Raw genomic sequence first — 26,881 nt, 5'->3', positions numbered from 1 at the left:
AAGCGTTTCACTGAAACGGATCAGTGAATCGCTTCACGCGCTTGACGTCCGCCGACGCTTCGTATTACATGTATTATCAGTAGGGAATACAGCTTTGGAAGGGGGAACGATGAGCGTCGACGTACACCAGCACCTGTGGACGCCCTCGTTCCTCGCGGCGCTGCGCCGCCGCACCCGTCCGCCGCTGCTCGACGGGTGGACGCTGACGCTGGACGGCGAGGCGCCGTACGAGGTGGACCCCGCCGACCACGACGTCGACGCCCGGCGCAAGCGCAACGCCCACCTGGACCTCGCCCTCGTGTCGCTGTCGAGCCCGCTCGGCGTCGAGCACCTCCCGCCCGAGGAGGCGTGGCCGCTGGTCGACGCCTACCACGAGGGCGCCCTGGAGCTCCCGGCGCCGTTCGGTGCGTGGGCCGCCGCCCCCGTCACCGACGCCGATCCGGTACGGCTCGCGCGCACGCTGGACGAGGGCTTCTCCGGGCTCCAGCTCCCCGCGACGGCCCTCCAGGACGAGGCCGGCCTGGGCCGTGCCGCCCCCTTGCTCGACGTGCTGGAGGCGCGCGGCCTTCCGCTGTTCGTCCACCCGGGGCCCGCCGCCGGCGCGACGGGCCCCCGCTGGTGGGCCGCGGTCGTCCCGTACGTGCAGCAGATGCACGCCGCCTGGTACGCGTTCCAGGCCTTCGGCCGCCCCCGGCATCCCCGGCTCAAGGTGTGCTTCGCGCTCCTCGCCGGCCTGGCTCCGCTCCACTCGGAGCGCCAGATCAACCGGGGCGGCTCCGGCCGGGGGCTCGTGGACCCCGGCCTGTTCGTCGAGACCTCCTCCTACGGCCCCCGGGCCATCGACGCGGTGATCCGTGAGCTCGGCATCGACGTCGTCGTCACCGGCTCGGACCAGCCGTACGCCGAAGCGCCGTCGCCGGACCTCGGGGACGCCGCCCGCCACGCCATCCATTCGGCCAACGCCGGCCGCTTGCTGTCACGAAAGGAGCCGCAGCAATGAGCACCTCCACCATCCAGGTCGCCGCCACCTGTGCTCCCTTCGAGAGCCTTCCGGCGGAGGCGCCGTTCCAAGGGCTCCCGGCCCGGGCGCTGGACCGGCGGGAGCTGTGCGCGCTGGTGGAGGAGCTGGCCGCCCGGCCCGAGCTGTGGGACGGCCACCTGAACTTCAGCGGCGCCGAGGACGGCGGCCGTCACTACGCCTCGCTCTACCGGGACGCGTACGTGGACGTGTGGCTGCTGTGCTGGCGGCCGGGTGACGACACCGGGTGGCACGACCACGACATCTCGTCGGGAGCGGTGCGGGTGGTGACCGGCGAGCTGAAGGAGTCCAACCCCCGGATCGGCGGGGAGCACCTGGAGACCACCGTGACCGAGGGCCAATCGCTCTCTTTCGGCCCGGATCACATCCACCGGCTGACGGGCGAGGAGCCGGGCACGGTCTCGATCCACGCCTACTCACCGCCGCTGTGGCGCATGGGGCAGTACTCCATCGCCGACGACGGGATGATGCGCCGCCTTTCCGTCAGCTACGCCGACGAGCTGCGCCCGGTCGACCCGGCGTAGACGCGCCGCCGGGCCGGGCCGATACGGCCGGCCCGGTCCGGCGAAGTAGTGCAACGAACACGTTGGGTGACAGAGCGGCGCTACGCTTGGACTCATGACAAGCGTGCTCGATGACTGGCCCTACCCGCCGTCAGAGGAACGTGGACTCCGGCGCGCCCCCGGCGGGCCGGACGTCCGCCCGCAGGCCGAGCTGGTCGACGGGATCCTCGTCTCGACAGCACCCCAGAGGCGCTTCCACGAGCGCCTGCTGTACGGCCTGCGCACCGCCCTCAACGCCCAGGCGCCCGGCGACGTCATCGCGGTGACCCGCATGGACGTCATGCTCGGCGCGCCGCCGCACCTGCGCCGACGTCGCCCTGGTCGACGACCTCGCGGCGGCTGACGACGACCGGTCCTGCTTCTGGGCGGACGAGGTGCGGCTCGTCATCGAGGTCGTCTCCCCCGAGTCGGAGCTCCCCGACCGGGAGCTGAAGCCGCGGCACTACGCCGCCGCCGGGATCCCCTACTTCTGGCGGGTGGAGAACACCGCGAACCGGCCGTTCGTCTACTCCTACGCGCTCGACTCCGCCGGCGGGGCCTACCAGGTGACCGGGGTCCATCACTCCCGGATGACCGTCGACCAGCCGTTCCCCATCGACATCGACCTCCACCTGCTGCCGCGTTAGACGACTGCCGCGTTCAGGCGACTGCCGCGTTCAGGCGACGCAGCAGCTCGCGCAGGGATCGGCCGCCGGCAGCGTGATCCACAGGCAGCAGGTGCGGCGGCGGTAGCCGGATCCGTCCGGGACCACCAGGCCCTCCACCGGCTCCCCGATCTCCTTGAGGAGCCGGGCCGCCTCGTCGTACGAGCCGGATCTCAGCAGCGGATGCACCACTCCCTCGGCGGTGGAGCCCCACAGCGTGCGCTCGCCCACCCTGGTAAGCGCGCCGAGTGCCCTGATCAGCGGCCGCTGGCCGTCGAGGAGCGCCTCCCGGATGGCCGCGCCCAGGTCGGCGGTCACGACCGTGCCCGGGGCGCCGGCCAGCGGGTCGCCCGGCAGGACCGCCACCGTCACCGTCCGGGCGGCGACGGTCACCCCCGCCTCCGAGGACCTCACGAGCGTGTCGCCGAAGCGCATCAGCGGCACCCGCCGCCCGAGGGCCCACCCGAGCGCCATCGGCAGCGTGTGCCAGTATCCGTACGTCTTCCACAGCAGCGCCGCCGCCACGTGCCGCGGCGCTCCCCACCGCTCCGCGGTCTCGTCCACCAGGGCCAGCAGCCCGTCGTACGGCTCCCGCGCAAGATCCGGCGCGGGGATCCAGCCGGGGCCGGGCTCGGTCACGAGGCCGGGGACCACCCCCAGCACACCGCCGCGCTCCCGGGCGAGGCCGGTGAGGTGCGAGGTCAGGGCGTCGAGGGGCATGGCTACGAGCGTAGATCGTCCCGCGTGACGGCGGGCACGCGCCCCGTGGTGGGACGGGCGGCGACCACGCCCGCCCCGAGCTGGAGGACGCAGGCTCCCAGCCCGGTGAGCAGGGGAAGCGTCCAGCCTCCCGAGAGCTGGTGGATCAGCCCGATGGCGAGCGGGCCGAGCCCGGCGAGCACGTAGCCGCTCGACTGGGCGACGGCCGACAGCGCCGTCACGGAGGCCGGATCCGGCGCCCGCAACGTGATGATCAGCAGCGCGAGGGCGATCGAGGCGCCCTGGCCGAGCCCCAGCACCACCATCCACAACCACGGCAGGGTCGCCGGCGCGAGCAGGACGCCGGCGTACCCGGCCATGGTGAGCAGCGCCGCCACCACGACGTGCGGGACCTGGGAGGGCGAGCGGCCCGCGTGCAGCGGCATGGTGAGGGTCGCCGCGATCTGGGCCAAGTTGGTCAGGCCGAGCAGGTATCCGGCCTGGTCGGCCCGGAGCCCGGCGGCCTGGAAGATCGTCGGCAGCCAGGCCAGCATCACGTAGAAGGTGAGGGATTGGAGACCCATGAACGCCATCACGAACCAGGTCGTCCTGCCGCGCAGCAGGGTCAGGTACGGCCGGTGGCCGGGAGCCGGGCCTGACCGCCGGGCCCGCAGCGCCTGAGGGGCCCACAGCGCCGCGCCCGCCACAGCGAGCAGGGCCGGTGAGGCGGCCGCCGCCCGCCAGCCGGTCCTTTCTGCGAGGGGGACCATCACCGCCGACGCGAGGGCGGCCCCGCCCACCATGACGGAGACGTAGACGCCGGTGGCCATGCCGATCCTGGCCGGGAAGTGCTGCTTGACGATGCCGGGCATGGCGACGTTCATGACGGCGACGGCGGTCCCGGCCAGGGCGGCTCCGGCGTACAGGGCGGGCGAGCCCGCGGCGCTGCGCAGGGCGACGCCGGCGGCGAGCAGCAGGAGCGCCACGAGCAGCGTGCGGTCGAGCCCGAGCCGGGTGGCGAGCGCGGGCGCGAGAGGGCCGAGCAGGCCGAGGCAGAGGACCATGACCGTGGTGACGGCGCCGCCCTCCGCGGCACTCAGCCCGAGATCCTCCATGATGGCGGGCAGCAGCGGCGACACCCCCGCCAGCGCGGGCCTGAGGTTCAGGGCGGCCAGGAGGAACCCCGCCACAAGGAGCACCAGACCCCGCTTCCCGCCGATCTTCCGCATCATCCCTGCACCCTACTGAGGCGCTCAGGCCCCTTCCGGGGGTGCCGTTCTTCGGAGGCCCGGGAGACCGCGATGTCCACACAATCCCCCACTTCCGTACTATTTGACAACGTTGTCACCGCTCCTGAAATAAGAGATGATCCGAGCGTGGGAGAGACGAGAAACGGCCGTCCGACCATGAACGACGTCGCGGCCGCCGCGGGGGTGGCTCTGAAGACCGTCTCCCGCGTCGTCAACAACGAGGCCGGGGTCAACGCCGCGACGGCGCAGCGCGTCCAGGCGGCGATCGACCGCCTCGGCTACCGCCGCAACGACGGCGCGCGCACCCTCCGGCAGGGCCGCACCGCCAGCATCGGCCTGGTGATCGAGGACGTGGCCGACGGGTTCTACTCGGGGCTCAGCCGGGCCGTCGAGGATGTGGCGCTCCACCACGGCCACCTGCTGTTCACCGGATCCTCCCGGGAGGATCCCGCGAGGGAGCGCGAGCTCGTGCTCGCCTTCTGCGCCCGGCGCGTCGACGGGCTGATCATCGTGCCCGCCGGCGGCGACCACGACTATCTCGTCCCCGAGGCCGACGCGGGGATCGCGGTGGTCTTCGCCGACCGGCCGCCCGGCGGGTTCGACGCCGACACGGTGGTGTCCGACAACTTGGGCGGCGCCGAGGCCGGGGTCGCCCACCTCATCGCTCACGGCCACCGCCGGATCGCCTTCGTAGGCGACTCCCCCGCCATCTTCACCGCGAACGAGCGGCTGCGCGGCTACCGAAGGGCGCTGGTCTCCGCCGGCCTGCCGTACGACGAGAAGCTGGTGACGATGGGCCCGGCGGAGCCGGAGCGGCTGAGAGCCGTCCTCCGCCCCCTGCTGACCGGCCCGCACCCGCCGACCGCGCTGTTCACCGGCAACGGGCGGATCACCGTGGAGACCGTACGCGCCCTCATCGCGATCTCCTCCGGCCCCCGGCGGGCCGGCGTCCACACGCCGGACCTGGAGGGCCTGGCCCTCGTCGGGTTCGACGACTTCGAGCTGGCCGACCTGCTGGGGATCACGGTCGTGGCGCAGGACCCGGGGCGGATCGGCCGGACCGCGGCCGAGATGCTGTTCCGGCGTCTGTCGGGGCACGACGGCCCGGCCCGGCGGGTGGAGCTGCCCACGCGGATCGTCGCCCGGGGCTCGGGCGAGCGACCGCCGGCCCTTCGCCGCGCTCCCGCGTGACATGCTCCACCCCGCCAGGGGCCGTCAGCCCTTGAGCGCGCCCGCCATGAGGCCGCGCATGAAGAACCTGCCGAGCAGCAGATAGACGATCATCGTCGGGAGCGACGCGAGGATAGCGGCGGCCATCTGCTGGCTGTACGGCGTGGTCACGGCGCCCGCGATGTTGTTCAGCATGACCGTGGTCGGCCATGACGTCGGCCCCGTGAGGAAGACCGCGAAGAGGAAGTCGTTCCACATCGAGGTGAACTGCCAGATGATGACCACGGCGAACGCCGGGCCGGAGACCGGCAGCACGATCGACCGGAACGTGCGCAGCATTCCCGCGCCGTCGACCCGGGACGCCTCGATCAGCTCGTCGGGAATCGTGACGTAGTAGTTCCGGAAGATCAGCGTGCAGATCGGGATGCCGTACACCACGTGGGCGAGGGTCAGTCCCGGGATCCCGCCGTACAGGTCGATGCCGAGGCCGTCGCCCAGGTTCACCATGAGCTGCACCAGCGGGATCATCACGCCCTGGTACGGGATGAACATGCCGAACAGGAACAGCGTGAACACCAGGTCGGCGCCGGGGAAGCGCCACTTGGACAACACGTAGCCGTTCATCGAGCCGAGCGCGGCGGAGATGAGCGATCCGGGGATCGCGAGCAGGAAGCTGTTGACGATGCCGGGCTCGAGCTTCTCCCAGGCGACGCTCCAGGCCTCGGTCGTCCAGACCTTCGGGAGGTTCCACGCCTGCCCGGGATCGGCCTCGGCGAGCGGTTTGAAGCTGATCACCAGCAGCACGTACACCGGGATCAGGAAGATCAGAACGAACAGGATGAGCAGGGCGAGCCGCACCCGCCGCATCACCGCCGCCCGGTCGCGGGGAGGCGCCGGGGGCGCGGGGGCGGCGTGGCGCGGCTTGCCGGCGACGTGCGCGGTCATCAGCGGTTCCCCCTGCGCGCGTTCCAGACGAGGTACGGCACGACGAAGATCACGACGGACAGGACGATGTAGGAGGCGATCGTGGCGCCCTTGGCCGGGTCGTGCGAGTCGAAGACGGCCGTCCACATGAAGGTGGCGGGCACGTCGGTGATGATCTGCTTGCCCGACACGGCGACGACCAGGTCGAAGACCTTGAGCGAGATGTGCCCGAGGATGATCAGCGCCGACAGCGTCACCGGCCGCAGCAGCGGCAGCACGACATGCCGGTAGACGCCCCACTCGGTGCAGCCGTCCACCCTGGCGGCCTCCCGGAGGTCCTCGGGGACGCCGCGGAATCCGGCGAGGAACAGCGCCATGACGTAGCCGGACATCTGCCAGATGGCGGGGACCGCCATCGCGGCCATCCCCCAGTCGGGGTCGCGGAACCACTGCCACTGCAGGAAGTCCAGCCCCAGGTAGTGGAAGAGCCGGTTCAGGCCCACCGCGTGCTCGCCGGTGCCGCTGTTCATCAGCCAGCGCCACACCACTCCGGTGGCGATGAAGGAGATCGCCATCGGGAAGAGGTAGACCGCCCGGAACCCGCTCTCTCCCCTCATCCCCTTCTCCATCAGGAACGCGAGGAACCATCCGAGGGCGAGCGCGCCGAGGACGAAGACGACGGTGAAGACGATCGAGTGCCGGACGGAGATCGTCCAGCGTTCCTGGCTCCAGATGCCGGTGAAGTTCTCCAGGCCGACGAACTTCCCGGCGATCTCGGGGATCTCGTCGTGCTTGTCCGTCATCGCGAGCTTGAAGTTCCATCCCAGCAGCCCGTACACGAAGACGGCGATGAGGATGATCGACGGCGTCACCAGGAGCAGTCCTGGGAGCCATCTGCGCACCCGCGTCACTTGCACCTCTCACAAGTCATGTACGGCCCACGCCGCACCGGGCGCCGCCCGGGAGTGATCGCGGCGTGGGCCGTACAGAAGATCAACTTACTGACCGCTGGACTTCGCGGCGCTCACCAGCGCCTGCTGGAACTTGGCCACGTCCTTGTCCTGCTGGAACAGGCCCACCGCGTCGGTGATCGCGGTACGCCAGGCGTCGTTGACCACGACGCCGTGCTGGATCGAGCCGGCGAGCTTGTCCTTGGCCCACTGGTCCAGGTCCCAGGCCAGATAGTCCTTGTACAGGCTCTTGTCCACGTCCGTGCGGGATGGGATGGAACCCTTCAGCGGGTTGAAGGCGTCCTGGCCCTCCTTGCTGGCGGCCACCTTCAGCCACGCGACGGCGCCGTCGCGGTTCGGGGCGCCCTTCGGCAGGGTGAAGCTGTCGGACAACCACATGAACGTGCCGTCCGTGCCTGGGGACGCGGCCCACTCGAAGTCCTTGTGGGAGGTCTTGCCGATGCCGCCCGGAGCCGGGTTCCGGAAGTAGCCGAAGGCCCAGTCGCCCATGATGTTGTAGGCGGCCTCACCGTCGGCGACCTGCTTGGCCGCCGGCTGCCAGTCGTCCTGCGGCGTGCCCGCGTAGCCCAGGATCGTCTTGAAGTTCTCCAGCGCCTTGGTCATGGCGGGGCCGGACCAGTCGGCGTTCGCCGTCCAGAGCTGGTTGTACGCGTCGGTGCCGAGGGAGCCGCACAGGACGCTCTCCAGCAGGTGCACCAGGGTCCACTGCGAGCCGATGGAGATCGGGATCTTCCCGGCCTTCTTCACCTTCTCGAGGTCGGCGATGAACTCGTCGATCGTCTTGGGCGGGGCCGAGATGCCGGCCTCCTTGACGACCGCCGGGTTGAACCACAGCATGTTGGAGCGGTGGATGTTCACCGGCACCGAGTAGACCTGGCCCTGCACGGAGATCTGGTCGATGAGCTGCTGAGGCATGACGTCCTTCAGCTTGAGCTCGTCGAACAGGAAGTTCAGGGACTCCAGCTTGCCGGACTTGATGTAGCCCTGAAGCTCGGCGCCCGCGTGGCCCTGGAACGTGTCCGGGGGCTGGTTCGCCTGGAGCTTGCTCGACAGCAGCGCGCGGGCCTGGTCACCGGAGCCGCCGGCGACCGCCGCGTCGAAGAACGTGAAGTTCTTGTTATTCGTCTCGAAGATCTTGCGCATCGCCTGGAGGCCGTCGGCCTCTCCGGGGCCCGTCCACCACGAGAAGACCTCGACCTTCTTCTGCGCGGCCTGGCTGCTTCCGCTCGCCTGCTCGTCGCCGCTTCCGCAGGCGGACAAGCTGAGCAGACCTGCCACGGAGACCGCGACGGCCGCCATCAACCGTCGTCTCATCACAACATTCCCTTCAAAGTTTCCCGTGGATAACCGGGCCCCCGACCACGTCGCTGACAACGTTGTCAGCAGGGCCCAATCAACCCACTTCCGGCGGCTCGGCGTCAAGTTTGTCCGGATAACGTCTCTGCATACGCTGGACGCCCGAGTCCACGGGCGCCGGCGCCCCGCTCCGCGTACGAGAACACCCCGGCGATATTGCCTGGGAAATGTCGGTGGCCGCGTTCACACTGCTCCTATGGCGGCCATCTCGGAAGAGGGTTTCGAGGGAACAGAGGAGTCGCGGAGCCTGGGCGACCACGCGGACGACATCCCCACTCTCGCGGAGGTGGAGTCCCCGGGGTGGGCCCGCCACACGGGGACGATGGCGGGCCTGGGGTTCCTGACCGTGGCGCGCCGGCTGCCCCGGCTGATCCGCCAGGCCCTCGCGATGGCATGGCAGGCGAGCCCGCGCGACACGGTGGCCACCGTCGCGCTGAGCGTCCTCGGCGGGTTCTTCACGGCCTTCGGGCTGCTGGCCACGACGGGGGTGCTGACCGCCCTGTTCGAGTCGGGGCCGACGCCCGACCGCATCCGGGCCGCGCTGCCGAGCCTGCTCCTGGTGGGCGCGGCGGCCGCGATCCGCACGGCTCTCCAGGCCGGCGCCGGGTGGGCGCAGTCCCGGCTCGGCCCGCAGGTCCTGCGCATCAGCGAGGAGCGGCTGTTCGGCCTGACCAGCCAGGTCGACCTGATCTGCTTCGACGACCCGCAGTTCCACGACGCCCTCCAGCGCGCGCGGCAGCGCGGCATGCAGATGGCCGACATGGTGGTCCAGACCGCCGTCGACACGCTCACCGGCCTGGTGGGCATCGTCGCGGCGGCCGGGGTGCTCGGCGTCCTCCACCCCGTGCTGCTGCCACTGCTCCTGCTGGCCGTCGTCCCCGACGCCTGGGCGGCGATCCGCTCAGCACGCATGAGATACACGACCGACCTGCTGCTGATCCCCCAGCGGCGGCGCAAGTGGATCATCGAGGAGCTGCTGGCGGACAAGGACACGGCGGCCGAGGTCCGCACGTTCACCATGCGCGGCTTCCTCCTGCGGCTGTTCGACCGCGTCGCCCGTTCCGAGCAGCGGATGATGCTCGACCTCGCCCGGCGGCAGACCCTGGCCCGCATCGTCGGCGAGGCGCTGGGCGGCATCGGCCAGGGCGCCGTCTACGTGGCGCTCGGGCTGCTCCTGGCCGCTGGGGCGGTGCCGCTCGCGGTGGCGGGCACCGCGGTGCTCGCCATCCGGTCGGGCCAAATGTCACTCGCGAACCTGATGTACGCCACCAACAGGCTGTACGAGCAGGGGCTCTACTTCACCGACTACCTCGACTTCGCCACGCAGGCCGAGGCGCGGACCCCCGCCCGGCGGATCCGCGAGGCGCCCGGCGGCTTCGACCGCGTCACCGTGGAGGACGTCACGTTCTCCTACCCGGCGTCGGCCACCCCGGCCCTGCGGGGGGTGTCGATCCACATCGACCGCGGCGAGGTCGTCGCCCTCGTCGGGGAGAACGGGTCGGGCAAGACCACGCTCGCCAAGATCCTCGCCGCCCTGTACGACCCCGACACCGGACGTGTGCTGTGGGACGGCACCGACCTCGCCGAAGTCGACCCCCACCGGCTCAGGAGCAGGATCGCGGTCATCGCGCAGGATCACACCCGTTGGCCCCTGACGGCCCGGCACAACATCACGATGGGCATGGAGAAAGGCGAGGACGCGGTGGTCCAGGCCGCCGAGGTCGCCGGCGCCGACCAGGTCATCGCCGAGCTTCCGCACGGCTACCGCACCCTGCTGGACCGCCGCTTCAAGGACGGGCAGGAGCTGTCGGGCGGCCAGTGGCAGCGGATCGCGGTGGCGCGCGGCTTCTACCGCGACGCACCGCTGCTGATCTGCGACGAGCCCACGGCCGCGCTCGACGCCCGGGCCGAGCACGCGCTCTTCGAGCGGATCCGGCGCCACGCCGACGGACGCACCGTGCTGCTCATCACGCACCGGCTGGCCAGCGTGCGCTACGCCGACCGGATCTACGTGCTGGACCACGGCCGCGTGCTGGAGCACGGCACGCACGACCAGCTGATGGCCCTCGACGGCCTCTACGCCGAGCTCTACAGCCTGCAGGCCCGGGCGTACCGGACCGTCTGATCAGGACGCCCGCTCCCGATCGCACACCGAGTCGGGGATGAACAGCACGTCCTTGTAATACTGGATCTTGCGCTGGATCGCCTCATGCTTGCGCCGGAGGTCCGCGACCTGCGCCTCGACCTTCCGGTCATGCGCGGCGAGCAGCGCGATCCGCTCCCGGATGGTGTGCTCGCCCTCCCGGGTGAGCTCGGCGAAGCGCAGCATCTCGGCTATCGGCATGCCCGTGTCCCGCAGGCAGCGGATCATGCCGAGCCAGCCGACATCCTCCTCGGTGAACCGCCGCTGACCTGACGCGTTGCGCCCGATCGGCTCCAGCAGCCCGATGCGCTCGTAGTAACGAAGGGTGTCGAGGCTGAACCCCGTCTCCTCGGCCACCTGACCCGGTGTGTAAACGACCACCCGTCGATATTCGCACAGCGCGCTTGAGGGCCGTACCATGCCGCCGCCGCCCCCCGGACGGCGGGATGCCGGGCTCTCTCCACAACAAACACGACAAGGGCGGGCTCCATGACAAGGGCGGGCTCGGCCTTGCGCCGAGCCCGCCCGCTCCAGATCCACCCGGTCCTGATCGCCGTGCGTCAGGACCACCCGAGATGGACCCGCGTCACACCGTCAGCGCTGGAGTGTCAGCACACCCGGCCGATAGGGCAGGAGGCCGTAGTCCACGCCGTTGGAGCTGGGGCTGCGGCCCTGGTAGAGCAGCTGCAGGTTGCAGGCGTCCACGGTCTTGGTCTGGTCGGGGTTGTTGCGGACCAGGTCGCCATGGCTGATGTCGTTGGTCCAGGTGGCGCCGCTGTTGGCCTTGCCGGCGAAGGGGTTGCTCTCGCTGGTGGCCTGCGGCGTCCACGACCCGCCCAGGCTGGTGGCCGTGTAGGAGCGGAAGTAACGGCCCTGCGAGCCGATCGACTCCACCAGCATGAGGTACTGGTTCTGGCCCTGGACCTTGTAGACCTCGACGCCTTCGAACAGGTTGTTCGTCGTGTCGCTCATGATCTGCGTGTAGCTGGACCCGAAGCTGCCGGGGAAGTTGCCGATCGGCATGATCTGCCGGTAGATCTTGCCGTTGTCCCCGGCGAAGAACAGGTACATGTTCTGGCCGTCACCGATGATCGTCTGGTCGATCGGCCCGGTGCCGGCACCGGTGCCACTCGCGGTCGACAGGGTCTGCGCCGCCGACCAGCCGTTGGCGTTGGTGGGGTCGCTGGAGGTCCGGTAGGAGAAGGCGGTCCCGCCCCACTGGTAGGTCAGCACCCAAATGTTCTTCGGAGCGAAGTAGAACAACGTCGGCGCCACCGTGCCCGAGTTCATCTTGGTCTGCGGAGCGGAGGCCATGTCCGACCAGTTGGTGAACAGGCCGAAGTTCATCGACCCCCAGCTCGACCCGAAGTCGTGCGTCGTGGCGTAGACCAGGTGCTTGCCGTTGTAGACGACGTTGGTGAAGTCCTTCAGCGAGACCCACCCGGACTTCGGAGTCGCCAGCGCGCCCGTCGAGGTCCACCGGTACGACGACGGAAGAGGGCACGTGCCGGTCGGCGTCACCGACGGACTCGGCGATCCGGTCGGGGTCGGCGAGGGGCTGGGCTGGCTTCCGTTGTAGGTCCAGCGCTGGTTGGTGCCGCTGTGGCAGGTCCAGATCTGCACCTTGCTGCCGTTGGCGGTGGCGGCCCCGGACACGTCCAGGCACTTGTTGGCGCCCACCGCCGTGACGCTGCCGTCGGAGTTGAGGCGCCACTTCTGGTTGTTCTGCCCGTTGCAGTCCCAGATCAGCACCGTGGTGCCGTCGGCGGTGCCGGCGCCGTTGACGTCCAGGCACTTGTTGCCGTAGACGCGCAGCTCACCGGCGCTGGTGGAGGTCCACTGCTGGTTGGCCGCCCCGTTACAGTCCCAGATCTGCGTCAGCGCGCCGTTGGCCTGGGAGTTGCCGCTGACATCCAGGCACCGCCCCGATCCCACGCCCACGAGCGGCGCGGTCGCCGCCGAGGCCGGTGCCGACCACGTCAGGGCGGTGGCGACGACGGTCGCCAGCGCCGTCACAACAGACGCGACCACGCCCGTCCGAGAGCGCCACCCACGTGTCGCGCGGCCCCGTAAGGGACCCGATGGGGGAACGGATGAAGGCTGCATTGTCGTACTCCTTGGGGGATAGGGCGTGGCGGAGACAGCCGCGCTCGGAGAACCGCGGGGGTCGGAGAAGGCAGGAGACAGTGCGCTCTGAGCCGACGAGCACCGAGGACCGGACTGCCCCGATCGCGGAACAGCACGAGAGGGTCACTCGGCAGCGGGTCGTCCCAATGAGCGCGAATCGATTCGCCAACGTAGCTGAGTCCACTGATGTGAGGCGGCGGTGTGCAGAAGCACATACGACCGGCGGACCGCCTGTCAAGATTCCCCCAGTCCGGCCGTCCGCCGGAAGTCCTCCCTGGAGGCGCTCATCGGCGGTGTACGCATTTCCGCCGATTCGGGCTTGATGAAACATTCATCCACCTTGGCCCGCCGTGGCCGGTTCGGGCCCCTCGGCCCGCGAGGAACTACCCGAGGTGGTCGGACAGATAGCGCCGTACGAGGCGCTTGCACTCGGCGATCAGGCCGGGGTCGCCTTCGGGGTGGACGCGGAACGCGAGCTTGAGCACGGCGTCGGCCGCCTCGACCGCCACGAGGAAGGCCCGGGACAGATCGGGGTCCGGGGAGACCCCCAGCAGCTCGACGGTGAGGGACCGCAGGTGGTCGGCGACGACCACGTTGTTCTCCAGGGCGGTGTCGAGCATCCGCTGGGTGCCGGGGAGGGCGGGGCCGCCGGGGGCGGCCAGCACCTCGCCGAAGTCGACGACGCCGAAGCCCGGCGTGGTCCGCTTCATGCGGACGAACTCGTCGATGCCGAGGTCGACCGCCCCGATCCAGCCGGACAGCGGCTCGTCGGCGAGCCGGGTGGCCATCCGGTCGAGGAACGCGTCCAGATTGCGCAGCGCGAGCGCGCGGACCAGGGTCTGCTTGTCGGTGAAGAACTGATAGAAGGTCCCGATCGGAACCTCCGCCCGCCGGGCGACCTCCTTGGTGGTCAGCCCCTCGTAACCGACCTCGTCGAGAAGCCGCGCGCACTCGTCGAGCATCCGCTCGACCCGTTCCTGGCTGCGGCGCTGAGCGGGCCGTCGTCGTAACGTTCCCCCAGTGACGTTCGTCATTCCGACATTCTCCACCCCCGTGACGGCCCCCGCGTTAACATGAGCACCACTCATGAGCAATGGAGGCGGCGCGATGTTCCTCTGGGGTACGGCCACCGCGTCCTACCAGATCGAGGGGGCCGTACACGAAGGCGGCCGAGGGCCCTCGATCTGGGACACCTTCTCCCACGAGCCGGGCCGGGTCCGTGACGGCCACACCGGCGACGTCGCCTGCGACCACTATCACCGCTGGCCGGAGGATGTGGCGCTGATCTCCGGGGCGGGCCTGAACGCCTACCGGTTCTCCGTCGCGTGGCCCCGCGTCCAGCCGTCCGGCCGGGGGCCGGCCAACCAGGCGGGGCTCGACTTCTACGACCGGCTGGTCGACGCGCTCTGCGACATCGGCGTCGTCCCGGTGCCCACGCTGTTCCACTGGGACCTGCCGCAGGCCCTGGAGGACGAGGGCGGCTGGATGAACCGCGACACAGCGGCGTATTTCGCCGACTACGCCGCCCTGGTCGCCGAGCGGCTGGCCGACCGGGTCGGCACATGGATCACCCTCAACGAGCCGTTCGTCCACATGACCTTCGGATACGGCCTGGGCGTCCACGCGCCGGGGCGGACGCTCTTCCTCGACGCGCTGCCGGTGGCTCATCACCAGCTCCTCGGGCACGGTCTCGCCGTGCGGGCGCTGCGGGCGGCCGGCGCGCGGACCGTGCTGATCACCAACAACTGCACGCCCGTGTGGCCCGCCTCGGACTCGCCCGAGGACCTCGCCGCCGCCGCGGCCTACGACGCGCTGCACAACCGGTTGTTCAACGACCCCGTCCTCCTCGGCACCTACCCGGACATGTCGGCGTACGGGCTGGAGGACTGGGGCTTCGTCCGCGACGGCGATCTGGAGACGATCGCCCAGCCCCTCGACGGGCTCGGCGTGAACTACTACAACCCCACCCGGATCGCCGGGCCGGGAGCCGGCGGCCTGCCGTTCCACGACGCGGGCGTCACCGGCTACCCCACGACCGCCTTCGGCTGGCCGGTGGTCCCCGACGGGCTGCGCGAGCTGCTGGAGTCACTCAAGGCGACGTACGGCACGGCGCTGCCGCCCGTCTACGTGACCGAGAACGGCTGCTCGTACGACGGGATCGACGACCAGGAGCGCATCACCTACCTCAACGGTCACATCGAGGCGATGCGGCGCGCGCGAGGCGTGGACGTCCGCGGCTACTTCGTCTGGTCGCTGCTCGACAACTTCGAGTGGGCCGAGGGCTACCACCAGCGGTTCGGCCTGGTGCACGTCGACTTCGAGACCCAGGAACGCACTCCGAAGGCGTCCTACCACTGGCTGAAGGGCATGCTCGGACAATTGAGTTGATCCCGCTGGAGCCGGTGGGGTAGACACGGCGCATGCTGCGAGGAAGCAAGGTCGGGCTCCGGGCCCGGCACGAGTCCGATGTCCCGGTGCTGCACTCCGAGCTTCACGACGACGTCGCCACGCGGTCGCGATCCGACACGCGGCCCTGGCGCCCCACCTCGCCCGGCTCGGCGGCGTCTCCCTACGCGATCACCGATCCCCGCGATGACGCCGCGCCCTTCTCCGTCGTGTCACTCGAAGACGACGAGCTGGCGGGGGAGGCGCTGTTGTGGGACATCGACACGCACAACAGGAGCGCGCATCTCGGCATCTCGCTCCGGCCGGCGTTCCGCGGACGCGGGCTCGGCGTGGACGTCGTCCGCGTGCTGTGCGACTACGGCTTCGCGGTGCTCGGCCTGCAACGGCTGCAGCTCGAAACGCTCGCCGACAACGCGGCGATGATCGGCGCGGCCACCCGTGCCGGGTTCACCCAGGAGGGGACGCTGCGGCGCGCCGCGTGGGTGAACGGCGAGTTCCTCGACGAGGTGATCTTCGCGCTGCTCGCCGACACGTGGCGATCCGCGAAGGGCTCGGCCCCCGCGCCGGAAGGGCTCACTCCCCGCTGATCCCGTCGAGGACGCGGTCGAGGCCGTAGGCGAACTGCTCGGCGAAGCTCAGGTCGCGCGCCTCCACGATCCGCTTGGCCAGATGCGGGTAGGCGCCGCCCGCGACGATCTCACGGATGTACGGCGCCACGCCCGCGCGCCACTCCTCCATGCTCAGGCCGGTGCGGCGCTGCGCCTCAAGCTCGGCGAGCTCCCTCGACACGGCGCCGAGCACGTAGTCGCGGATCAGCCCGATGACGTTGGCCGCCCGCGTGGCGTCCGAGGTGAGCTCCGCCGCGGCGGCCAGCGCGTCGTCCATCCGGCGCAGCGAGTTGGGCCCGAGCGCGGGGCGGGTCCCGAGCAGCGAGCCGAGCCAAGGGTGACGCAACATCAGCGCTCGCTGCCCGTGCGCGACCGCCGCCAGATCGGACCGCCAGTCGCCGGAGAGGCGCAGCGGCGCCTCCTCACCCCTGACCGCGTCGACCATGAGGTCGAGCAGCTCGTCGCGGTTCCTGACGTAGCGGTACAGCGAGGTCGTGCCCGAGCCCAGCTCGGCGGCGACCCTGCGCATCGACAGGGCGTCGAGCCCCTCCGCGTCGGCGATGGCGACGGCCGCGCCGGCCACCCGCTCGACGCTCATCGCATGCCTCTTGGGGCTGTACGGCTCGCGGCTCCACACCAGTGACATCGACGGCCTCCTCTGGCGCCCATCATACGATTCTGGGTACAGTGTTCCCATATTCGGGCACACTGTTCCCACGGAGGGAATCATGCATGACGTTCTGATCGCCGGCGGCGGCACTGTGGGGCTGAGCGCCGCGGTCTTCCTGGCTCACCACGGCGTCCACGCGCTGGTCGCCGAGCGCCAGGCCGGGCCGCAGGCGCACCCGAGGGCCACCGGAGTGGGCATGCGGACGGTGGAGTTCCTGCGCGAGGTGGGCCTCGCGGACGCCGTCGACGCCGTCGCCATCGACGCGATGGGGGCGTCGCTCGGCAAGATCTCGGTGAAGACGCTCACGGAGGCCGACTTCACCTCGATGACCCCGAGCGCGCAGGTCTACCCCGCGCCGGCCCTCACCCCCGCGCGGCTGCGCGGCACGTGCCCGCAGAACCGGCTCGACGGCGTGCTGCTCGCCGCCGCCCGCGAGCGCGGGGCGACGGTCTCCTACGGCACCGAGCTGGTGTCGTTCGAGCAGGACGCCGAGGGCGTCACCGTCGTGCTGAACGGGCCGGAGGGCGAGTGGACAGCGCGCACCCGCTATCTGGTGGCGGCCGACGGAGTGCGCGGCGCGGTGCGGCCCGCGCTCGGCGTCGGGGTGTCCGGTCCCGGCGTCCTCGGGCCGGTCACCAACAACATTCTGTTCCGCGCCGACCTGCGGCGCATCATCGGCGACACCGCCTTCGCGGTCTGCGACATCACCCATCCGGACGCCCGGGGAACGCTCGTGACGATCGACGGCGACAAGGAGTGGGTGTTCCACACCGGCTCCGACCCCGCCCGCGCGGCGGACCTGATCCGGACGGCGGCCGGCGACCCCGGGCTGGAGGTCGAGATCGTCAGCGTGCTGCCCTGGCGGGTGCGCGCCCAGGTCGCCGACCGCTTCAGCGTGGGCCGGGTCTTCCTGGCCGGGGACGCCGCGCACGTGGTGCCGCCGCTGGGGGCGTTCGGCCTGAACACCGGGGTGGCCGACGCCCACAACCTGGCGTGGAAGCTGGCCTACGTGCTACGCGGCGAGGCGGGCCCCGCGCTGCTCGGCACCTACGACGAGGAACGGCGGCCGGTCGCCGCCATGACCATGGAGCAGGCCCTCCTGCGCCTGCGCGACCCGCGCCTGCACTGGGACCGCAGCCCCGCCATGGCGGCCGAGCGGGCCAAGGTGGGCGCGGTCAACGCCCTGGTCGCGCACGTGGGATACCGGTACGGCGCCGACGTACGGGACCTGCCGTCGACCGAGGACGTGGCCCTGGACCTCGACGGGTCGGTCGGCTCGCGGGTCCCGCACATGTGGGTCGCCGACGGCGTGTCCTCGCTCGACCTGGTGGAGTCCCGCTTCACCGTGCTGGCCGGCGCGCAGGACACCGCGTGGGAGGCGGCGGGCGCCGACCTGAGCACTCCCCTGAGCACTCGGCTGATCGACGGCTGGCCGTACGGGCCGCTGCTGGTGCGCCCCGACGGGATCGTGGCCTGGCGGGGGACCACTCCCGGCGACCTCCCGGAGGTGCTGTCCCGCCTGCTCAGGCTGCCCGCGGCGTGACCGGGCTCGGCGTGATCGGGCTCGGCGTGATCGGGCTCGGCGTGATCGGGCTCGGCGTGATCGGGCTCGGCGTGATCGGCTTCACAGCACCGACACGTGGACGTGGTCGTAGTGGTTGGCCGTGATGCCGCCGCGGTCGGACATCGTCCGCCAGCCCGTGCCGGTGCGCATGTCGTAGAACCGCTGCTGCCAGATGATGTACATGATCCCGTACTGGTCGGCGTTGTCGATGCACCACTTGGCCAGGGCGTCGCCCCGCTCCTTGGCCACCACGTCCGGCATGCGCCCGCCGCTGCTCATCATGAAGTCGCAGGCCCGGCCCTTGCCGTGCTCGCCCGGGTCGCCCGCGCGCAGGCAGCCGACGCCGAAGGGCATCGGGAAGTTCTGCATGATCGCGTTCCGGACGGTGACCATGCGCGAGGTCAGGCCGCTTCCGGCGTCGGGGGTCTGGAAGCCGAACTTGGCCATGCGCCGTTCGACGTCGCGGCGCTTGGCCTGAAGGTCCTTGATGTGCTTCTGCAGCTTGTCGATCTCGGCGTCGGCGTCCTTCGCCGCCTTCTTCTGCTGGTCGACCAGCCATCTGACGTTGATCAGCTGCTCCGACCGGGCGCTGGACAGGTACGCGCTCGTCGACAGCGTGCCGAGGTCGCCCGTCGTCGTGAAGAGCTGCGGCCCGTCGAGACCGACGCCCATGTACGACGCCTGGGCGAACTCGGCGACCCGCCGCTCGGCCGAGCGCAGGTCGGTCTTCAGCCTGCCGACCTTCCTGGACGCCTTGCTCGCGGCCTTCTGGGCGTCCTCCAGGCTGAGGATCTCCCCCCGGTACGCCTTGGCGAGGTCGGCGGCCTGCTTCGTCAGGTTGCGGAGTTTGGCCTGCTGGTCGGGGTCGGCCGCGACACCGGAGGCACCGGGGACACCGAGCGCGCCGAGCAGAGCGGCGGTGACCACCGCGAGCCCGACCAGGCGTCCTGACCGCACGCGACCTCCACTCATATTCGGCACGAAACTATAGGAGACGATCTTTTCGCGTGCGGGCAGAACAGAACAAACCCATGCACTGATGGCCGACAACGTCACACTTTGCGCTATCGGTGGAGGGGATACCTAGGGACGGGGGATGTTGCGGACGTTCGAGCGGGCCAGCTGGATCATACGGCCGACGCCGCCACTGACGATGATCTTGCTGGCGGAGAGCGCGAACCCGGTGAGCTGTTCCCCGGTGATGTGCGGGGGGATGGACAGGGCGTTCGGGTCGGTCACGACGTCGACGAGGGCGGGCCCGTCGTGCCGGAACGCGTCCCGCAACGCCTGCCGCAGGTCGGCGGGGTCCTCCACCCGCCGGCCGTGCATCCCCGCCGCGCGGGCGATGGCGGCGTAGTCGGTCCGGGGATAGCCCGTCCCGTGGGGCCGCAGGCCCGCGACCATCATCTCCAGGTCCACCATGCCGAGCGAGGAGTTGTCGAACAGCACCACCTTGACCGGCAGGCGGTGCTGGACCAGGGAGAGGATCTCGCCCATGAGCATGGACAGCCCGCCGTCACCGGAGATGGAGATCACCTGGCGGGCGCCGCCGGCGAGCTGTGCGCCCATCGCCTGCGGCAGCGCGTTCGCCATCGAGCCGTGGGTGAACGAGCCGATCACCCGCCGTCTGCCGTTGGGCGAGATGTAGCGCGCTGCCCAGACGTTGCACATGCCGGTGTCCACGGTGAAGACCGCGTCGTCGGCGGCCTCCTCGTCCAGGACCGACGCGACGTATTCGGGATGGATGGGCGTGTGCCGCTCGACCCCGCGGGTGTAGGCCGCCACGACGCCCTCCAGAGCCTCCGCGTGCTTGCGCAGCATCCGGTCCAGGAACCGCCGGTCGTCCTTCTCCGCGACCTGGGGGGTCAGCGCGCGGAGCGTCTCGCGGACGTCGCCCCACACGGCCAGGTCGAGCCGGGAGCGCCGCCCGAGGCGCTCGGGCCGCACGTCGACCTGGACGATCCGTACGTCCTGCGGCAGGAACGCGCGGTACGGGAAGTCCGTGCCGAGCAGGATCAGCAGGTCGGCCTCGTGCATCGCCTCGTACGCGGCGCCGTAGCCCAGCAGCCCTGACATGCCGACGTCGTACGGGTTGTCGTACTGGATCCACTCCTTGCCGCGCAGGGCGTGGCCGACCGGCGACTTCACCTTCCCGGCGAAGGCCATGACCTCGTCATGGGCCCCCGCCGTCCCGCTGCCGCAGAACAGGGTGACCCGCCGGGCCCCGTCGACCAGCCGGGCGAGCGCCGCGATCTCCTCGTCGGCCGGGCGGACGACCGGCCGCGTGGCGACCGGGGCGGGCCCGGCCGACGCCTCGGGCGCCTCCTGCCCCGCGACGTCGCCCGGCAGGCTCACCACCGAGACGCCCGACAGGCCCACCGCGTGCTGGATCGCCGTACGCAGGACCTGGGGCATCTGGGCGCCGTTGGAGATCAGCTCGCTGTAGTGGCTGCAGTCGGCGAACAGCCGGTCGGGATGGGTCTCCTGAAAGTAGCCGGTGCCGATCTCGCCGCTGGGGATGTGCGCGGCGATCGCCAGCACCGGCGCCATGCTCCGGTGTGCGTCGTAGAGCCCGTTGACCAGGTGCACGCTCCCGGGGCCCGAGCTGCCCGCGCACGCCGCGAGCCGCCCGGTGACCTGGGCCTCGGCCCCGGCGGCGAAGGCGCCGCTCTCCTCGTTGCGCACCTGGACCCAGTCGATCCCCCCGGTCCTGCGGATCGCGTCGATGACCGGGTTGAGGCTGTCGCCGACGACCCCGTACACCCGCCGGACGCCGGTCCCGGCGAGGATCTCCACGAGCTGCTCCGCGATCGTCTGCCTGGCCATGGCACGCCCCCCGTCGGCTCGGCCGGCCCTCCTTCGAGTACAGCACGCGCGAGTAAGGCACGCGGCGGGCACCGCCCCGGCAAAGACCTCCTGACCCGGCCTCGACCGACACGAGGTCGTCCGCGCTGGCGTGCGCTCCCCCGGCACGTGAGATTCGGGAGGTCCCGCCCTCACCGGCCCCTCCAGCGAAGGACGGCGTCCATGCCCCGGCGACTGCTCGCCTCCTTACTCGCCTCCGTCCTCGCCTCCGTCCTCGCCACGGGAGCGCCGCCGGCCGTCGCCCCACCGACGGTCACCCCGCCGGCGGCGGCTTCACCGGCCGGCGCGGAGGCCCTCCCTCCCGCCGACAGGAGCGAGCTCTACCGGGTCGAGGGCCCGCCGGGCACCGGGGCGACGCTGGCGCAGGAGGGGTTCGACGTCGTCCGCCGGCGGATCGAGGGGGCCAGGGAGCGCGTCGAGCTCACCGCCGCCCGGGCCGAGCTGGCCGGCATCCGCGATCTCGGCCTGGCCCCGCGGCCGGTCCGCGACTCCCGGGGGCGGACACAGCTCCAGGCGGCGAGGGCGCAGGCGGCGGGCGGGTACGCCGTCTGGAGGTCCTACTCCCAGCAGGGCGGCATCGCGGACAAGCTCCGGGCGATCGCGGCCCACAACGGTGACGTCGCGAAACTGGAGTCGATCGGCAGATCGGTCCAGGGCAAGGACATCCTCGCCGTACGGCTCACCCGTGGCGCCCGGATCCTGCCTGACGGGGCCCGTCCCTCGGTGCTCTACGCGGCGACCCAGCACGCGCGCGAGTGGATCGCCGCCGAGGTCGACATGCGCCTCCTGGAATACCTCGTGGCGCGCAAGGACACCCCGGACATCGCGCGGCTGCTCTCCACGACCGAGGTGTGGTTCGTGCCGGTGGCCAACCCCGACGGCTACGACTACACCTTCACACCAGGCAACCGCCTGTGGCGCAAGAACCTGCGCGACAACGACGGCGACGGGCGGATCACCCGCGCCGACGGCGTCGACCCCAACCGCAACTTCCCCACCCGGTGGGGCTACGACGAGGAGGGCTCCTCCGGCGTCCCCTCCAGCCAGACCTACCGCGGCCCCGCCCCCGCCTCGGAGCCGGAGACCAGGGCCATGGACGGCCTGCTCGCCAGGCTGCGCTTCCGCGCCATGGTCAACTACCACTCGTTCGGACCGTTGCTGCTGTATCCCGAGGGCTGGCAGGTCGCGACCAGGACCGCCGACGACCCCGTCTACCAGGCGCTGAGCGGGACCGACGGCAAGCCCGCCGTCCCCGGGTTCGACCCCGGCGTCAACGCCGAGCTCTACACCACCAACGGCGAGACCACCGACCACGCCCACGCCGCGTACGGCACGCTCGCCTGGACGCCGGAGCTGGGCGAGGGCTGCCGGCGCTGCGGGTTCGTCTTCCCCGACGACGAGGCCAGGGTCCAGGCCGAGTTCGACAGGCAGCTCCCGTTCGCCCTCGACGTGGCGAGGTCGGCCGTGAACCCCGCGGACGCGGCCGGCCACCTCGGGACCAGGGTGCCCGATTTCGTCCTCGACCCGTTCGAGGTGGCGTACGGGACCGACCAGGTGGTGCAGGTCGACGCCAAGCGCCGGCTGGGGCCGGTCGAGCTCCGCTACCGGATCGGGGACGGGCCGGTCAGGTCCGCGCCGACCGCCGAGTGGCGGGGCGGGGAGCGGTACGGCGCCGGCTACGACACCTACTTCCACCGGCTGCGGGGCACGGTGACCGGCGCCCGCCCCGGCGACCGCGTGACCGTGTGGTTCGCCTCGCGGGCCGCGACGAGCGGTGAGTTCGCCTACCGGGTCTCCCGCGACATCGGCGGGGACGTCCTGATCGTCGCGGCCGAGGACGTCACCGGGGCCGGCGGGCCGCGGAGCGGGACGGGGGCGAGGTACGCCGCCGAGTACGCCAGGGCGCTGGCGGCGGCCGGATACTCCTCCGACGTGTACGACGTCGACCGCAACCGCCGTACGGCGCCCCACCCGCTCGGCGTGCTGAGCCACTATCGTGCCGTGGTCTGGGAGACGGGCGACAACGTGGTCCCCCGGGCCCCCGGCCAGCCGCGCGGCACCGCCGCCAACCTCGCCGAGGCGCTGGAGCTGAGCTTCCGCGACTACCTCAACGAAGGCGGCAGGCTGCTGGTCTCCGGCCGGCATCCCCTGCGCGGCCGGGCGGCCGACGGCGCCTACTGGTACCAGCCCGACTACCCGGCCCGGCCCGAGTGCGCGGCCCCCGTCAAGCCGCCGTGCCTCATGTTGAGCGATGACTTCGCGCAGTACTACCTCGGCGCGTACACGCTCGTACGCGGCGGCGGGCAGGACCGGCGCGGGGACGCCCTCCCGATGCGAGGCGCCGCCGGCGACTTCGCCGGCTTCGCGGGCACGCTGAGCGACGCCCGCGGTGACCGCTTCGCGGGCACGCCGGACGGCCGGGAGCGCACCTCCGCCTTCATCACCACCTCCTCGGTGCTGCCGCCGCGCCGGTTCCCGCAGTTCGCCGGCGCGGCCCCGCTCAGGTGGGCGTACGACTCCGGCTCCCCCTTCGCGCCGCACACGGGCGCCTGGACCGTGCGCAGCGGCCAGGCGGACGCCTCCTGGCAGCGGCTGACGCGGACGGTCGACCTCACCGGCAGGAGCCGCGCCACGCTGTCGTTCTGGGCGTCCACCGACACCGAGCCGGACGGGGACTTCCTCACTGTGGAGGCCCGCACTCCAGGCCGGGACGACTGGACGACGCTGCCCGACCGCGACGGGCAGACCTCGCGGGAGACCGGCGACGGCTGCGGCGACCGGACGCGGATCCACCCCTTCCTGGCCGCGTACGAGACGCCCGGCGGCCCATCCGCGTGCGTCCCGAAGGGCAGGACCGGGGTCTGGAACGCGGCGTCGGGCTTTTCGGGGGGCTGGCGGCACTGGTCGGTCGACCTGTCCCGGTACGCCGGCGGCCGGGCCGAGGTCTCGATCTCCTTCGTCAGCGACCGGCACGGCCGGGGCATCGGCGTCCTGCTCGACGACGTCGAGGTCACGGCCGACGGCACGACCCTCGCGCGGACGTCGTTCGAGGACGGCCTGGGCGGCTGGACCGTCGCGGGGCCGCCCCCCGGCTCGGCACGCGGAGCGGCGACCTGGACGCGCAGCGACGTGGCGCTCCAGGACGGGGCCGCCGTCACCACGAGGAGCACCGTCTACTTCGGCTTCGGCCTCGAAGACGTCGCGACGCCGGCGCTGCGGGCCGACCTGGTGAAGCGCGCGCTCGCCCACCTGCTCGGCCCCGCCCAGCCCTGAGCGTCCCGCCGTACGGGCCGCCGGAGGGAACCGCGGGAACGCGGACAGGCCCTTGCCAAAGGCCTTGCCAAGGCCCTCCAGAACATGGTTCGGTCAGACTGTGTGCGCGGGAAGGCGCGCCCGATCTGGAGGCTGGACCATGCTGCAGCACGACACGCTGTTCATCGGGGGCGACTGGATGGCGCCCGCGGGCACGGGCACGATCGAGGTCGTCTCCCCGCACAGCGAGGAGGTCGTCGCGCGGGTGCCCGACGGCACGCCCGCCGACGTCGACCGGGCGGTCGCCGCGGCGCGGGAGGCCTTCGACAACGGCCCCTGGCCCCGGATGAGCATGGCCGAGCGCGCCGCCGTCGTCGCCAGGCTCGCGGATCTCTACGAGGCCCGCCAGGCGGAGATGGCCGGGATCATCACCCTGGAGATGGGCTCCCCCATCACGTTCTCCCAGCTCGCCCAGGCCCCGCAGCCTCTCGGCATGCTGAGGTACTACGCCGGGCTCGGCGCGACCTTCCCCGTCGAGGAGGAGCGGCCCGGCATGTTCGGCCCGGTGGTCGTGCGCAGCGAGCCGGTCGGCGTGGTCGCGGCCATCGTGCCGTGGAACGTCCCCCAGTTCGTCACGATGACCAAGCTCGCCCCCGCGCTCGTCGCGGGCTGCACGGTGGTGCTCAAGCCGGCGCCGGAGACGCCGCTCGACTCCTACCTCCTCGCCGAGATGATCATCGAGGCGGGCGTTCCCGCGGGCGTCGTCAACATCGTCGCGGCGGGCCGCGAGACGGGCGAGCACCTCGTCTCCCACCCGGGCGTCGACAAGGTCGCCTTCACCGGCTCCACGGCCGCAGGCCGCAGGATCGCCGCCATCTGCGGCGAGCAGCTCAAGAGATGCACGCTGGAGCTGGGCGGCAAGTCGGCGGCGATCATCCTGGACGACTGCGACCTGCCGTCGGCCATGGGCTTCCTGTCCATCGCCTCGCTGATGAACAACGGCCAGGCGTGCGTCGCCCAGACCCGCATCCTCGCCTCCCGCACGCGGTACGACGAGGTGGTCCAGGCCGTGGCCGAGATGGTCACCGGCCAGCGGGTCGGCGACCCGGCCGACCCCGCCACGGGCATCGGCCCGATGGTGGCCAAGCGCCAGCAGGAGCGGGTCGAGGGCTACATCAGGGCCGGCATCGAGGAGGGCGCCAAGCCCGTCGTCGGCGGACTCGACCGGCCGTTCGACCGGGGATGGTACGTCGCGCCGACCGTGTTCGCCGGCGCCACCAACGACATGCGGATCGCCCGCGAGGAGATCTTCGGCCCGGTGCTGACGGTGATCCCCTACGAGGACGAGGCCGACGCCGTCCGGATCGCCAACGACAGCGACTACGGCCTGGCGGGCACCGTCTGGACGGCGGACACCGAGCGGGGTATGGACGTCGCCCGCCGGGTCCGCGCCGGGACCTACGGCGTCAACATGATGAACACGCTGGACCCGAACACCCCGTTCGGCGGGTTCAAGGCCAGCGGCCTCGGCCGCGAGCTGGGCCCGGAGGGGCTGGCGTCCTACCTGGAGTACAAGTCGATCGCCCGTCTCGGCTGAGCCCCTGGCCCATCTGACCACCTGGCCGGACGACCTCGCCTGGCCCCCGGTCCCCTACGGCGGCGCGCGCGTGCCGTACGGGACCGGGGACCGCCCAGCGCGCCCCCGCGACGCTGGGCCACACCGGCGAAGGTGTGCGCCGGTCCCCTCGACCGGCGGTGCGGGCCTGGTCCGCGCCCGCACACCCTCCATAGACGACCCTTATAGGGATTTGGTTCGCGAAACCCACTGACCAATTCTCCGGATGAGATCCGGGGAGGCGGCCGCCTCGGCATGCCCGTACCCCTTCTCGATCCACAGCTCCTTCGGATCCCTGGCGTTCTCGTAGAGCTGGTAGGCATGCTCAAGCGGGAAGAACGGGTCCGCGTTGCCGTGCACCACCAGCAGCGGAATGGGTGCGATCAGAGCCGCCGCCTCGAACGGCGCCAGCGGGATGGGGTCCCACTGGCCCTCGGCGATCCGCGTGCGTTTGGCGACCCGCGCGGCGAGCCGGCCGTGCCAGCGCTCGATCGCCCAGTGCACCTGCCGCATCGGCCGGGTGCCCCGGTAGTACCAGGTGGCGGGTCCGCTGACCGAGACGACGCCGTCCACCCCGCGGTGCAGCGCGGCGTGGCGTACGACGACGGCGGCGCCCATGGAGAAGCCGACGGTGACGACGCGGCGGTAGCCGATCGAGCGGGCGTGCTTCACCGCCGCGTCGACGTCGAGGACCTCCAGGTCGCCGACGGTGGACCGGCCGTCCGAGCGCCCGTGGCCGCGGAAGTCGAACGACACCACCCCGCCCGACCGGGACAGGACGTGCACGATCCGTCTGGTCGTGCGCTCCCGCCACGACCCGGTGAAGCCGTGGGCGACGACGATGCCGAGGTCCAACGAGCCGTTGGGCGTGTGGGCGGCGTCGATCCGCACACCGTCCGACGTGCGGAGCATCGCCGCGAAAGCAGGAGCCAGAGCCATGCCATCGACCTTATTTCCTCACCGCCGCGGCTCCCCCGCGCCCTGCCGCTCGGCGAGCGGCGGCATCGGCGATGCC

At 71.5% G+C, this 26,881-nt stretch carries 23 protein-coding genes; 11 read left to right on the top strand and 12 right to left on the bottom strand.

The genetic code is table 11. The features are described from left to right. Window positions 1–109: 109 nt before the first annotated feature. The 4 genes from AB0B72_RS33650 (at window position 110) to AB0B72_RS33635 (ending at window position 2,228) form a co-directional block, all read left to right on the top strand. Window positions 110–1,000: an amidohydrolase family protein gene (locus tag AB0B72_RS33650; RefSeq protein WP_367743389.1), complete on the top strand. Its 891-nt coding sequence runs from the start codon at window positions 110–112 to the stop codon at window positions 998–1,000. Beyond that, window positions 997–1,563: a cysteine dioxygenase family protein gene (locus tag AB0B72_RS33645; RefSeq protein ID WP_367743388.1), complete on the top strand. Its 567-nt coding sequence runs from the start codon at window positions 997–999 to the stop codon at window positions 1,561–1,563. Before AB0B72_RS33650 ends, AB0B72_RS33645 begins: the two co-directional genes overlap by 4 nt. A 94-nt stretch (window positions 1,564–1,657) precedes the next feature. Then, window positions 1,658–1,945: a hypothetical protein gene (locus AB0B72_RS33640; RefSeq protein WP_367743387.1), complete on the top strand. Its 288-nt coding sequence runs from the start codon at window positions 1,658–1,660 to the stop codon at window positions 1,943–1,945. Further along, on the top strand, window positions 1,920–2,228 hold the full coding sequence (locus AB0B72_RS33635) for a Uma2 family endonuclease (RefSeq protein WP_367743424.1): 309 nt from the start codon (window positions 1,920–1,922) through the stop codon (window positions 2,226–2,228). The genes AB0B72_RS33640 and AB0B72_RS33635 overlap by 26 nt, the downstream gene beginning before the upstream one ends. A gap of 30 nt (window positions 2,229–2,258) precedes the next feature. On the opposite strand, the gene AB0B72_RS33630 is transcribed toward AB0B72_RS33635, so the two are convergent. Continuing rightward, window positions 2,259–2,966: a hypothetical protein gene (locus tag AB0B72_RS33630; RefSeq protein WP_367743386.1), complete on the bottom strand. Its 708-nt coding sequence runs from the start codon at window positions 2,964–2,966 to the stop codon at window positions 2,259–2,261. 2 nt (window positions 2,967–2,968) lie between these two features. Beyond that, window positions 2,969–4,177, bottom strand: a complete 1,209-nt coding sequence (locus AB0B72_RS33625; protein ID WP_367743385.1) for a CynX/NimT family MFS transporter — start codon at window positions 4,175–4,177, stop codon at window positions 2,969–2,971. A 144-nt stretch (window positions 4,178–4,321) separates the two neighbouring features. Between AB0B72_RS33625 and AB0B72_RS33620 the strand changes: the two genes are divergently transcribed. Continuing rightward, complete coding sequence (locus AB0B72_RS33620) at window positions 4,322–5,386, top strand: LacI family DNA-binding transcriptional regulator (RefSeq protein ID WP_367743384.1); 1,065 nt, start codon at window positions 4,322–4,324, stop codon at window positions 5,384–5,386. A 24-nt stretch (window positions 5,387–5,410) separates the two neighbouring features. On the opposite strand, the gene AB0B72_RS33615 is transcribed toward AB0B72_RS33620, so the two are convergent. The 3 genes from AB0B72_RS33615 to AB0B72_RS33605 form a co-directional block, all read right to left on the bottom strand. Beyond that, a complete protein-coding gene (locus AB0B72_RS33615) occupies window positions 5,411–6,232 on the bottom strand; it encodes a carbohydrate ABC transporter permease (RefSeq protein WP_367743423.1) in 822 nt (273 codons plus the stop codon). A 77-nt stretch (window positions 6,233–6,309) separates the two neighbouring features. Beyond that, window positions 6,310–7,191, bottom strand: a complete 882-nt coding sequence (locus tag AB0B72_RS33610; RefSeq protein WP_367743383.1) for a carbohydrate ABC transporter permease — start codon at window positions 7,189–7,191, stop codon at window positions 6,310–6,312. 96 nt (window positions 7,192–7,287) lie between these two features. After that, window positions 7,288–8,574, bottom strand: coding sequence for an ABC transporter substrate-binding protein (locus tag AB0B72_RS33605; protein ID WP_367743382.1), 1,287 nt, complete (start codon window positions 8,572–8,574; stop codon window positions 7,288–7,290). Between the two features lie 238 nt (window positions 8,575–8,812). Between AB0B72_RS33605 and AB0B72_RS33600 the strand changes: the two genes are divergently transcribed. Further along, complete coding sequence (locus tag AB0B72_RS33600) at window positions 8,813–10,741, top strand: ABC transporter ATP-binding protein (RefSeq protein WP_367743381.1); 1,929 nt, start codon at window positions 8,813–8,815, stop codon at window positions 10,739–10,741. On the opposite strand, the gene AB0B72_RS33595 is transcribed toward AB0B72_RS33600, so the two are convergent. The 3 genes from AB0B72_RS33595 to AB0B72_RS33585 all read right to left on the bottom strand — a co-directional run bounded on the left by AB0B72_RS33595 (window position 10,742) and on the right by AB0B72_RS33585 (window position 13,920). After that, window positions 10,742–11,140: a MerR family transcriptional regulator gene (locus AB0B72_RS33595; RefSeq protein WP_367743380.1), complete on the bottom strand. Its 399-nt coding sequence runs from the start codon at window positions 11,138–11,140 to the stop codon at window positions 10,742–10,744. Window positions 11,141–11,353: 213 nt separating this feature from the next. After that, entirely contained in the window at window positions 11,354–12,790 is a 1,437-nt protein-coding gene (locus AB0B72_RS33590) for a non-reducing end alpha-L-arabinofuranosidase family hydrolase (RefSeq protein WP_367743379.1), read from the bottom strand. Between the two features lie 479 nt (window positions 12,791–13,269). Next, window positions 13,270–13,920 (bottom strand): TetR family transcriptional regulator, encoded by a 651-nt coding sequence (locus tag AB0B72_RS33585; RefSeq protein WP_367743378.1) that lies wholly within the window; start codon window positions 13,918–13,920, stop codon window positions 13,270–13,272. A gap of 73 nt (window positions 13,921–13,993) precedes the next feature. Here AB0B72_RS33585 and AB0B72_RS33580 point away from each other — a divergent pair, with 73 nt between their 5' ends. Beyond that, window positions 13,994–15,274: a GH1 family beta-glucosidase gene (locus AB0B72_RS33580; protein WP_367743422.1), complete on the top strand. Its 1,281-nt coding sequence runs from the start codon at window positions 13,994–13,996 to the stop codon at window positions 15,272–15,274. A 32-nt stretch (window positions 15,275–15,306) separates the two neighbouring features. After that, window positions 15,307–15,879, top strand: coding sequence for a GNAT family N-acetyltransferase (locus AB0B72_RS33575; RefSeq protein WP_367743377.1), 573 nt, complete (start codon window positions 15,307–15,309; stop codon window positions 15,877–15,879). On the opposite strand, the gene AB0B72_RS33570 is transcribed toward AB0B72_RS33575, so the two are convergent. Continuing rightward, a complete protein-coding gene (locus AB0B72_RS33570; protein WP_367743375.1) occupies window positions 15,866–16,546 on the bottom strand; it encodes a TetR/AcrR family transcriptional regulator C-terminal domain-containing protein in 681 nt (226 codons plus the stop codon). The genes AB0B72_RS33575 and AB0B72_RS33570 overlap by 14 nt on opposite strands. Window positions 16,547–16,628: 82 nt before the next feature. Between AB0B72_RS33570 and AB0B72_RS33565 the strand changes: the two genes are divergently transcribed. Next, the gene (locus tag AB0B72_RS33565) at window positions 16,629–18,113 is read left to right on the top strand and encodes an FAD-dependent monooxygenase (protein WP_367743374.1); all 1,485 of its coding nucleotides are present in this window, start codon (window positions 16,629–16,631) and stop codon (window positions 18,111–18,113) included. Between the two features lie 81 nt (window positions 18,114–18,194). Here the strand turns inward: AB0B72_RS33565 and AB0B72_RS33560 are convergent, their stop codons facing one another. Together AB0B72_RS33560 and AB0B72_RS33555 are read right to left on the bottom strand one after the other, a co-directional pair. Beyond that, window positions 18,195–19,091, bottom strand: a complete 897-nt coding sequence (locus AB0B72_RS33560; protein ID WP_367743373.1) for a coiled-coil domain-containing protein — start codon at window positions 19,089–19,091, stop codon at window positions 18,195–18,197. A 126-nt stretch (window positions 19,092–19,217) separates the two neighbouring features. Further along, entirely contained in the window at window positions 19,218–20,960 is a 1,743-nt protein-coding gene (locus AB0B72_RS33555; RefSeq protein ID WP_367743372.1) for a pyruvate dehydrogenase, read from the bottom strand. 201 nt (window positions 20,961–21,161) lie between these two features. Between AB0B72_RS33555 and AB0B72_RS33550 the strand changes: the two genes are divergently transcribed. Further along, complete coding sequence (locus tag AB0B72_RS33550) at window positions 21,162–24,272, top strand: M14 family zinc carboxypeptidase (protein WP_367743371.1); 3,111 nt, start codon at window positions 21,162–21,164, stop codon at window positions 24,270–24,272. A gap of 139 nt (window positions 24,273–24,411) precedes the next feature. Next, window positions 24,412–25,848, top strand: coding sequence for an aldehyde dehydrogenase (locus AB0B72_RS33545; RefSeq protein ID WP_367743370.1), 1,437 nt, complete (start codon window positions 24,412–24,414; stop codon window positions 25,846–25,848). 201 nt (window positions 25,849–26,049) lie between these two features. Here AB0B72_RS33545 and AB0B72_RS33540 read toward each other — a convergent pair whose 3' ends face one another. Further along, window positions 26,050–26,805 (bottom strand): alpha/beta hydrolase, encoded by a 756-nt coding sequence (locus tag AB0B72_RS33540; protein ID WP_367743369.1) that lies wholly within the window; start codon window positions 26,803–26,805, stop codon window positions 26,050–26,052. Between the last annotated feature and the right edge of the window lie 76 nt (window positions 26,806–26,881).

Source organism: Microbispora sp. NPDC049125, assembly GCF_040802045.1.
Taxonomy (GTDB): domain Bacteria; phylum Actinomycetota; class Actinomycetes; order Streptosporangiales; family Streptosporangiaceae; genus Microbispora.
This window is presented reverse-complemented; position numbering and strand designations above follow the sequence as displayed.

Coding starts and splice junctions, on each gene's coding strand:
- AB0B72_RS33650 (WP_367743389.1), top strand. CDS start 110: ATGAGCGTCGACGTACACCAGCACCTGTGGACGCCCTCGTTCCTCGCG.
- AB0B72_RS33645 (WP_367743388.1), top strand. CDS start 997: ATGAGCACCTCCACCATCCAGGTCGCCGCCACCTGTGCTCCCTTCGAG.
- AB0B72_RS33640 (WP_367743387.1), top strand. CDS start 1,658: ATGACAAGCGTGCTCGATGACTGGCCCTACCCGCCGTCAGAGGAACGT.
- AB0B72_RS33630 (WP_367743386.1), bottom strand. CDS start 2,966: ATGCCCCTCGACGCCCTGACCTCGCACCTCACCGGCCTCGCCCGGGAG.
- AB0B72_RS33625 (WP_367743385.1), bottom strand. CDS start 4,177: ATGATGCGGAAGATCGGCGGGAAGCGGGGTCTGGTGCTCCTTGTGGCG.
- AB0B72_RS33615 (WP_367743423.1), bottom strand. CDS start 6,232: ATGCGGCGGGTGCGGCTCGCCCTGCTCATCCTGTTCGTTCTGATCTTC.
- AB0B72_RS33605 (WP_367743382.1), bottom strand. CDS start 8,574: ATGAGACGACGGTTGATGGCGGCCGTCGCGGTCTCCGTGGCAGGTCTG.
- AB0B72_RS33600 (WP_367743381.1), top strand. CDS start 8,813: ATGGCGGCCATCTCGGAAGAGGGTTTCGAGGGAACAGAGGAGTCGCGG.
- AB0B72_RS33585 (WP_367743378.1), bottom strand. CDS start 13,920: ATGACGAACGTCACTGGGGGAACGTTACGACGACGGCCCGCTCAGCGC.
- AB0B72_RS33580 (WP_367743422.1), top strand. CDS start 13,994: ATGTTCCTCTGGGGTACGGCCACCGCGTCCTACCAGATCGAGGGGGCC.
- AB0B72_RS33575 (WP_367743377.1), top strand. CDS start 15,307: ATGCTGCGAGGAAGCAAGGTCGGGCTCCGGGCCCGGCACGAGTCCGAT.
- AB0B72_RS33570 (WP_367743375.1), bottom strand. CDS start 16,546: ATGTCACTGGTGTGGAGCCGCGAGCCGTACAGCCCCAAGAGGCATGCG.
- AB0B72_RS33565 (WP_367743374.1), top strand. CDS start 16,629: ATGCATGACGTTCTGATCGCCGGCGGCGGCACTGTGGGGCTGAGCGCC.
- AB0B72_RS33555 (WP_367743372.1), bottom strand. CDS start 20,960: ATGGCCAGGCAGACGATCGCGGAGCAGCTCGTGGAGATCCTCGCCGGG.
- AB0B72_RS33550 (WP_367743371.1), top strand. CDS start 21,162: ATGCCCCGGCGACTGCTCGCCTCCTTACTCGCCTCCGTCCTCGCCTCC.
- AB0B72_RS33545 (WP_367743370.1), top strand. CDS start 24,412: ATGCTGCAGCACGACACGCTGTTCATCGGGGGCGACTGGATGGCGCCC.
- AB0B72_RS33540 (WP_367743369.1), bottom strand. CDS start 26,805: ATGGCTCTGGCTCCTGCTTTCGCGGCGATGCTCCGCACGTCGGACGGT.